2 protein-coding genes are annotated in these 2,385 nt (G+C 68.4%); both read right to left on the bottom strand.

Annotated features, from left to right (window positions below; all coding sequences use genetic code 11):
- Window positions 1-66: 66 nt before the first annotated feature.
- Complete coding sequence (locus H8R17_RS45185) at window positions 67-1,959, bottom strand: DUF6531 domain-containing protein (RefSeq protein ID WP_187828950.1); 1,893 nt, start codon at window positions 1,957-1,959, stop codon at window positions 67-69.
- Window positions 1,956-2,300: a hypothetical protein gene (locus H8R17_RS45190; protein WP_187828951.1), complete on the bottom strand. Its 345-nt coding sequence runs from the start codon at window positions 2,298-2,300 to the stop codon at window positions 1,956-1,958. The genes H8R17_RS45185 and H8R17_RS45190 overlap by 4 nt, the downstream gene beginning before the upstream one ends.
- Between the last annotated feature and the right edge of the window lie 85 nt (window positions 2,301-2,385).

Genomic DNA, 2,385 nt, shown 5'->3' on the forward strand with positions numbered 1-2,385 from the left:
GTGTGGATCAACGAACCCCGGCCCGAGACAGAACCCCAGAAACAGAACCCATAGCCTCAAACTGTCTCATTTGACTTGACAGGTTCCGCCCGGTTCCTCGATCTGCGCCGGCAGGTCCAGTTCGTTGTAACCGATGTGCGTGGTGCTGCCGTCGGCGAGGGCCGCGGCGGTGAGGTTGCCGCGCTCGTCGTAGGTGTGGCGGGTGGTGCGGCCCAGGGGGTCGGTCACCGCGAGCCGGCGTTCGCCGCGTGCGTCCCATTCGGTGTGGGTGGTGTTGCCGAGCGGGTCGGTTTCGGCGACGACTTTGCAGTGGGCGTCGTACCGGTAGACGCGGCGGTTGCCCTGGGAGTCGATCGCCGTGCTCGTGCGGGCGTCCTCGTCGTACTCCAACTGGACGGACAGGAAGCCGCCACTGCCTCTTCCGGCGACCACACGGCCTCGGTCGTCGTAGGCGTACTGGTAGGAGGTTTCGTTGCGGTCCGTCCAGGAGGTGATCCGGCCATCCTTGTCGTAGGTGAACCGCATGGGCAGGCCGGAGGAGTTCACGACCTCTGCCAGGTTGCCGTCGGCGTCGTAGCCGTAGCTCACCAGCGTGTCGTCACCGAGACGCAGGGCGGTAACCCGCTGGCCGGTGGTCTCGACGGTGACGTGGTAGCCACCGGAGTGGTGGATCGCCAGCGGAACGCCCTCGGGTGTGCGGTCGAACTCGATGCGGTGCCCGTGCCGGTCCTCTACGGACTCCAGCGGCAGGTCCAGGACGTGGCGCACCCTGGTGGTCTCCGGGTGACTGAAGCCGCGTACGACCCCGGTCGCTGGGTCGGTGACCGACATGACACCGCCGAGGCGGCCGTCCCACGCAAGCGGCCAGCGCGGGCCGAAGCGGGGCAGCACCGGGCTGCCGTCCGCGGGCGGCACCGGATAGACCAACCGCATGCCGTCGGCGGCGGCGAAGACCACGCCCTGCTCGTCGAGTTGCAGCCGCTTGTCCAGGGTGGAGGCCCAGGACGGACCGAACCACTCGCCTGCCCGGTACGACGACAGGTGCGCCCTCTCGAAAGCCAGCGGCAACTGCCCCGGCAGCGTGAAGTCCGCCTGCGGCAGCACCATGGCACCGGTGACCACGTCGACCGGGTCACCGACACACTCGATGGCCTCGGTGGGCCGTCCCCCGGCAGGCAGTTCACCCTCCGGAGGACGGATCCTCCCTGCGGACGGAAGCTCCAGCCCGTTCAATCCGGCCAGCCGCAGGTTCCGCAGGCCGTCCACGTCGGCCGCGGCACGGGCCGTGGCGCCCGCGCCGCCCAGCGCCCCGCCCGTGAGAGCCCCGATGGTCCCGGCCTGCACGGCCTCGTCCAGGTTGAAACCCTTGGCCTCGCCGGTCGCGATGGAGACCGGCTGGGCCACGGCAAGGTCCACGGTGACGGACTCGACGCCACCCATGGCGGTCGTGGCCAGAGTCGTCCCCGCGATCGTGGCGACCTCCGTGGACACCGATACGCCCAGCGTGCCCGCCAGTTCCACGATTCCCGCAACTGCGCCGGCCGCCACACCCTCGGAGATTCCCGCGGTGAAGAACGCCAGCGCGGTGCCCGCCACCAGGGTGGCACCGACGATCTCAAGCTCGTGCTCCAGCTTCTTCTTCGCCCCGGCGACGGCGTCCGCGTACGTGTCCAACGAGTCGGCCATGGAACGCGAGCTGTTGGCCAGGTCCTTCAACCAGCCACGCCCGCCGCGGTGATAACGAGACCAGAACTCATCGAAGGCATCGATCGACTGCCCGCGGTTGTTCTCGATCAGCGACCGGGCCGCGTTGTTCGTAACTCCCGTGACGTCGTCGACGGCGTCAGCGAAGGTACGCCAGGCACGGGCCGCTGTTCGCAGGTCACCCTCGTCGCCGGCAGGCCACCACATGCCCGTCAGGTCCTGGACAACCTGGCGGGCCTTGTCCGCTGTGCTCACTCCCGGCCCTGGGCCTCGACGGTCCCCTGGTCGAACATCGACTTGACCAGGTCCTCGTTGTCCACGTGGTTGTCGGCCATGTCCGCCATGCCGGTATGGACGCTGGCGAGGCCTTGTACCAGGATGCCGACGGCGTGCTCGATCTTCGTGCGGTTCGGATCGTAGGCTGCCTCGAACTCCTTGCCCTGCTTGTCATCGCCCCACGGCGAGGCCAGCCCGTCCAGAGTCGACTTGAGCGCGGCAGCGGCATCCCGCAGCTGATCGCTTTCCTTGGCGAAGGTCGGCGCGGACGAGCGCAGGTCGTCCGTCGATATGTCCAGGATCTCGCCGCGATCACTCACTAGGTCCTGTCTGGAGTTCGGATCACGAGTGTGGTGCGATGCTGCGGAGCCAGAGCATCGCACCACACAGGTGCAGTCCGGCCTC

This window comes from Streptomyces sp. TRM68367, assembly GCF_014495685.1.
GTDB lineage: Bacteria > Actinomycetota > Actinomycetes > Streptomycetales > Streptomycetaceae > Streptomyces.